5 protein-coding genes are annotated in these 6,203 nt (G+C 41.0%); 4 read left to right on the forward strand and 1 reads right to left on the reverse strand.

Annotated features, from left to right (window positions below):
• Positions 1-23 precede the first annotated feature (23 nt).
• Positions 24-977 carry a methylenetetrahydrofolate reductase gene (locus tag QM629_RS16440; RefSeq protein ID WP_415160981.1) on the reverse strand — a complete coding sequence of 318 codons (954 nt, stop codon included), beginning with the start codon at positions 975-977 and terminating at the stop codon, positions 24-26.
• Between the two features lie 287 nt (positions 978-1,264).
• Here QM629_RS16440 and corA point away from each other — a divergent pair, with 287 nt between their 5' ends.
• The 4 genes from corA to QM629_RS16460 all read left to right on the forward strand — a co-directional run bounded on the left by corA (position 1,265) and on the right by QM629_RS16460 (position 5,825).
• Positions 1,265-2,239, forward strand: coding sequence for a magnesium/cobalt transporter CorA (gene corA / locus QM629_RS16445; RefSeq protein ID WP_415160982.1), 975 nt, complete (start codon positions 1,265-1,267; stop codon positions 2,237-2,239).
• A gap of 228 nt (positions 2,240-2,467) precedes the next feature.
• On the forward strand, positions 2,468-4,072 hold the full coding sequence (locus tag QM629_RS16450; RefSeq protein ID WP_415160983.1) for a Na+/H+ antiporter: 1,605 nt from the start codon (positions 2,468-2,470) through the stop codon (positions 4,070-4,072).
• A 163-nt stretch (positions 4,073-4,235) separates the two neighbouring features.
• Positions 4,236-5,132 carry a citrulline utilization hydrolase CtlX gene (gene ctlX, locus QM629_RS16455; RefSeq protein WP_415160984.1) on the forward strand — a complete coding sequence of 299 codons (897 nt, stop codon included), beginning with the start codon at positions 4,236-4,238 and terminating at the stop codon, positions 5,130-5,132.
• Positions 5,133-5,315: 183 nt separating this feature from the next.
• Entirely contained in the window at positions 5,316-5,825 is a 510-nt protein-coding gene (locus QM629_RS16460; protein ID WP_415160985.1) for a hypothetical protein, read from the forward strand.
• The last annotated feature ends 378 nt before the right edge of the window (positions 5,826-6,203 follow it).

The following is a 6,203-nucleotide window of genomic DNA, read 5'->3' on the forward strand; positions in this document are numbered from 1 at the left end:
TTTAGCTCAAATTTATCTGCCAATTATACTAATTCCTTCACCACATTTTTAATAACCCTTGGTTTGCCCAGCGTGTAATAATGCAACACGGGTACGCCGAATTTTTTTAATTCCCTGCTTTGCTGAACAAGCCATTCTGTTCCTACTTTTTCGCTGTCTTCATCGGTTTTGCAGCGCATAATTTCTTCTGATAATTCGGCAGGAATATCCACATGAAAAATACGCGGCAATACCGATAACTGTTTGCGGGAAGTAATAGGTTTAAGCCCCGGGATGATGGGGATATTAATATTGTTATCGCGGCACTTATTTACGAAATCAAAAAACTTTTGGTTGTCAAAAAACATTTGCGTCATGATGAATTCAGCGCCATTGTTAACTTTCTCTTTTAAGCGCTGCATATCAATTTGCGGGTTGGGCGATTCAAAATGTTTTTCCGGATAACCGGCCACGCCAATGCAGAATTTTGTTTTACCGCCATCGCGTATATCGTCGTCTAAATAAATGCCGCTGTTAAGGTTTACCACCTGTTTCAGCAGGTCTATTGCAAAACGGTTGCCATCGGGTTCAGGCTCAAAGGACGCAGAGTTTTTATCAGCATCGCCGCGAAGCACCAGCACGTTGTCAATGCCTAAAAAATTCAGGTCAATCAATGCGTCTTCCGTTTCTCTTTTTGAAAAGCCACCGCAGATAATATGTGGCACGGCATCAATTTTATAATGGTTCATTATCGCGGCACATATACCAACAGTGCCCGGCCTCTTGCGTACTTCTACTTTTTCAAAGCTGCCATCGGCTTTCTTTTTAAAAGCTGTTTCGCTGCGGTGATAGGTAACATTTATCCATGTGGGTTTAAACTCCATCAGGGGATCAAGATGGTCGTAAATGGAATTAATGCTTTTACCTTTTAAAGGCGGCAATATTTCAAAAGAAATAAGGGTATCTTTTGCGTTTCTTATGTGCTCTGTTATCTTCATTTTCAAAAAAAGTGGTGCAATATAAATACGAATTGGCAAACGCCAATAACAGGCGTTCAGGATGATAAACTATAATGCCGGTTGCGATTTAGACTGGCTCAGTCTTAAAGACTGAGCCAGTCTAAAAAAGCTGCCATGAAAATATGTGGCACAAGGGAGTGACTCCCGAAAAATCGGGACAGGCCAACCGTGATGCCATAACTTCCTTAGCTGGTAAAAAAATCAAACGCTAGCGTTTTAAAAAATACGGTTTTTTTGTATAAAATTGTTAACACAATAATGCTGCCATGAATGAAATAGTTAATTGCGTTGCTTATAAAAACGGAGTGCGAACAACTGAAGTGCCTTTGAATAAAGTGCATGAAGAACTGGAAGATACAAACCAGTTTGTGTGGATAGGATTGCATGAACCATCGGCGGAGGTGATGCATAAAGTGCAGCAAGAATTTAACCTGCACGACCTTGCTGTGGAAGATGCACAGAAAGCGCACCAGCGGCCCAAGATTGAATTGTATGGCGATATTGTTTTTATAGTGTTGCGCACGGCACAGAAAAATGCACAGGGCCATATTGATTTTGGAGAAACGCATTTTTTTGTTGGTAAAAATTTTATTGTAGTGATAAGGCATGGGTCAACGGTTGCGTATAAGGAAGTGCGTTCCCGCTGCGAAACCATGCCTGATCTTTTATGCAAAGGGCAAAGCTTTGTTTTATATGCGATAATGGATTTTATTGTTGACCGTTATTTTCCTGTGGTGGAAGAACTGGAAAATGACCTGGAGGATATTGAAGATAAAATATTTAAAGAAAAGCCCAGCCGCGAAACAACCGAACAGATATACCAGCTAAAGCGTGAACTGCTTGAAGTGAAAAGGGCCGTATCGCCATTGATAGATATTTGTACGAGGTTAATGCGGCCTGATATAAAAAATATATCTACAGAAACGCATGCTTATTTCAGGGATGTGAACGACCATGCACTGCGCATTAATGAAATGGTTGATAATACGCGTGAATTGTTGAATTCTGCGCTGGAAGCTAATTTTTCATTGATCTCTATTTCGCAGAATGATACAAGCAAAAAGTTTGCAGGCTGGGCGGCTATTATTGCATTGCCTACAATGGTGGCTGGCTTCTGGGGCATGAATTTTAAGTTTATGCCGGAAGCTGAATCGGAATATGGCTTTTATTCAATTATCCTGCTCACCGTTATTGCCTGTATAGCGTTGTACTTTTTATTCAGGCGCTCGGGATGGTTATAAATGTTTAAAATGCTTACGGGTTCACAAGTTTACAAGCTCACGGATTCATAAGGCATTTGCATGTTTGAGCTAACTTGTGAACATTGGAACGTGTGAACGCTTAAGCCTGAATTTAAAATAAGATAGCTTCATTTGTTAGCATTTTGTAAAGTATTGCCTTTTTGATAAGGAGGTATAATAAGAAATGAAATTATTATATCTTACCATTGCTAATACTTAAAAATATAAATGGAAAATATCATTCTTCTTTGCATCGGGTTAATTGTGAGCGTGTGCTTTTTGGTGCTTATAGCGCAGAAAGTAAAAATAGCCTATCCCATTTTTCTTGTGCTTGCAGGATTGATGGTTGGGCTTATCCCGGTTGTGCCAATTGTTCATATAGATCCCCAGGTTGTATTCCTTGTTATACTGCCACCCATTTTATATGACGCTTCGCAAAATATGTCGTTAAAAGGGTTATGGAAATGGCGGCGCATTATTACGGCAATGGCATTTGGATTTGTTTTGTTTACAGCTACCGCTGTTGCGTTTGTAAGTTACTGGCTGATACCCGGCTTTACGCTGGCACAGGGTTTTTTATTGGGCGCTATTATATCGCCGCCCGATGCAGCCGCAGCCACGGCCATTTTAAGATTCGCACCGTTGCCTAAAGGCGCAAAAGACATACTGGAAGGCGAAAGCCTGTTGAACGATGCAACGAGTTTAACGCTTTTTCGTGTTGCATTAGCCGCCATATCCACCAATCATTTTGTTTGGTACGAAGCGGCAGGCAGTTTTATCTGGGTAACGGTTGCCGGTATTGCCATCGGGCTTGCATTCGGGTTTTTATTTTATATGGTGTATAAATGGCTGCCCACCACCGCCAACATAGACACGGCTTTAACGCTGGTAATACCGTATGCTATTTATCTTACGGCTGAAGAATTTCATGTTTCGGGCGTACTGGCTGTGGTAAGCGGCGGGTTGTATATCGCGTATCAGCATCATTTTGTGTTTTCGCATAAAAGCAGGCTTAAATCCGGTGCGCTTTGGTCGGCCATTGTTTTCATATTAAATGCTATTGTTTTTTTCCTGATTGGCTTACAGTTTCCCTTAATAGCAAAAGGCATACAAAGCCTGCCGTTTTTCAGTGCTTTATCTGTTGCTTTAACTATTTGCCTTGTGGTAATTTTTGCAAGAACTATTGCCGGTTTTTTTTCCGTAATATTTACAAGGTTTATCAGCCGGTATATAACAGTTGCCTATAATAAACCAGGCTGGAGAAACCCGCTGGTGCTAAGCTGGGTTGGCATGCGGGGTGTTGTTTCGCTGGCATCAGCGCTGGCAATTCCGTTTGCTGTTAACGGGCAGGCCTTTCCCAACCGCAATCTTATTTTATTTATAACATTCACAGTAGTTATTGTTACACTGGTAGGACAGGGGCTTGCCCTGCCCTGGATTATAAGAAAGGTAAAGCCAGACGGTACCCCTGTAAATAAAACAGAGGATGAGCAAATATTCGAACTGGAAATTGCACTGAATAAAACTGCTGTAAGCAATATGCAGGCAACCTACCATGAGCATGTTCAGAACAATATATTGCTGAAGCAGAAGTATGAGTTTTTAAAACATAAAACAGCACTTTTATATAAATCGAATGAAGGTGATAGCGCCCGTAAACAAGCCATGGAAATAATAACGCAGTTTAAAGCGGTTATGCTGAATGTTTCAGAAAAAGAACGATCTGTACTGCATTCTTTCCGCAGGCATCCCGACTTTGATGATGATATTTTAAGGTTCGTTGAAAAAAGGCTCGACCTTGAAGAAGAAAGCCTGGATGGAAATGCAGAATAGGCGCCGCATTTAATTGTTCTGCCACAGTAATTCAAATTTTTTTAGTACCTTTTAATATAAAGCATTTAAAACGGCTTCTTTATTGCTATCGGAATATTTGCAGGAAGAGCCATTGCTGAATTAAGTAACCAGATTAAAATGTGAAACCAAAAATTATTCACGTATGCAAAATACAAATACAATTTTAATGGTGCGCCCGGTTGCTTTTGCCTATAATGCGGAAACTGCGGTCAGCAATAAATTCCAGGCGCCGGGGAATGCAGAAGCGGCGCAGGTAAAAGCCCTGGAAGAATTTGATGCTTTTGTTGCCAAATTGCGCGAAAATGATATAGAGGTTACTGTTGTGGATGATACACCTGAACCACATACGCCGGATTCTATTTTTCCCAATAACTGGATATCATTTCATAACGGCATTATTATATTATACCCCATGTATGCCGCCAACCGCAGGGCAGAAAGAAAGCAGGCCGTGTTGGATATGATTAAAGATAAATTCAGTGTTACCGGAATCATTGATTTAACAGGTTACGAAAAGGATAATATCTTTCTTGAAGGAACCGGCAGTATGGTTTTAGACCGTAAAAGTAAAATTGCCTATGCCTGCCTTTCTGAAAGGACCAGCAAAAGCGCACTGGAAGATTTTTGTGCCAGGATGAATTATACGCCCTGCAGTTTTACGGCAACCGATGCCAACGGCAACTTAATTTATCATACCAATGTTATGATGAGCATTGCAGATGCGTATGTGGTTATTTGCCTTGATTCAATTAAAGATGCCAAGGAACGGAATGCGGTTGTAACAACAATACAGAATACAGGTAAGGAAATAATGCCCATTTCTTTTGAGCAGATGAACCGCTTTGCAGGCAATATGCTGCAACTGGAAAATAAAAAAGGGGAGAAGATACTGGTTATGTCGGAGCAGGCGCATAAATCGCTTACCTATGAAGAAATAAGCAGTCTTCAAAAATATAACCGCATCATTTATTCGAAACTTGATACCATTGAGATGAATGGCGGCGGCAGTGCAAGATGTATGATTGCGGAAGTGTTTTAATGTTTAAAGTTTAAGAGTTCACAGGTTCACAGGTTATTTATGCGGGGTTGCTGTTTCTTTGTTTAAAGTTAATGCGATTAAACGCGCAACAAATCAAACCTTCCAACAGTGGTTACGCGCCTGTTAATGGCATCAAAGTTTATTACGAAGTATATGGCGAGGGCAGGCTGCCTGAAATAAAATGTGTTTAAATCATGGAAGCCTGAACGTTTTGCGAATAGCCTTATGCACGCTGCATACAATGCAATTGCACCTGATACATCAAAGTGGACAAGCTTCATAGAGCAGATGATTGCTTTCGCCGGTAAGCCATTCGACTTCGGCGACTCCAATATCGCGAACATTACTGCGCCTGTGTTAATCATATCCGGTGACAATGATGGGCTGGGTAAAATCGAATTGATGAAAATATATAAATTGTTGGGAGGTGGTGTTTCTGCTGACCTGCAGCCAATGCCAAAATCGCAATTAGCCGTTGTTCCGTATCCCTTTGGCTTAACTACCTGTTCGAAAATATCAACAGCACATCTAAAGAAAACTTACACTTACTGCTGCCGCAAAACTATGCAGCAGCGATCGAACAGCAATGGAGGGGTTAGCCAAAGGGATACCATTTATTCATATTTTTATCTTTTGTTTTTCAAATCGCCAGCAGTTCGGGCTGACACTACGCTGAATGCCCTGCCTGCATAAATACCGGGCCGTTAGTGGCAAGTATAACGACACTTCCTGACAGTGAAAAAACTCATTGACGACATAAAGAAAATTGAGCACGGTTTCAAACATATTGCTGAAACACTACCACATTATTTCCTGGTAACAGATTTCTTCTAATTCAAAAATATTTTCTGTTACTGCCCAGGCTTCAAACAACTTCATTATTCTTACTGTTGTTGCAACAGTTGCAGGACTGTATTTTTTCAATGTTAGCCATTCTTTAAACTTAGCCCCCCATCCCCTAAAGGGCAGGGCTGTTGTGTTCTATGTTATCATAAATAAGAGGGAGCCAATGTCATTGGCAAGGAGCCTCGTAGCCTGCGCCATGTTGGTATAGTCGTGTGTCCTGAAAAG

It is taken from the genome of Parafilimonas sp. (assembly GCF_047606085.1).
Classification (GTDB): Bacteria; Bacteroidota; Bacteroidia; order Chitinophagales; family Chitinophagaceae; genus Parafilimonas.

Excerpts from the sequence above, each read along its gene's own strand:
- QM629_RS16440 (WP_415160981.1), bottom strand. The coding sequence starts at position 977 with ATGAAGATAACAGAGCACATAAGAAACGCAAAAGATACCCTTATTTCT.
- corA (WP_415160982.1), top strand. The coding sequence starts at position 1,265 with ATGAATGAAATAGTTAATTGCGTTGCTTATAAAAACGGAGTGCGAACA.
- QM629_RS16450 (WP_415160983.1), top strand. The coding sequence starts at position 2,468 with ATGGAAAATATCATTCTTCTTTGCATCGGGTTAATTGTGAGCGTGTGC.
- ctlX (WP_415160984.1), top strand. The coding sequence starts at position 4,236 with ATGCAAAATACAAATACAATTTTAATGGTGCGCCCGGTTGCTTTTGCC.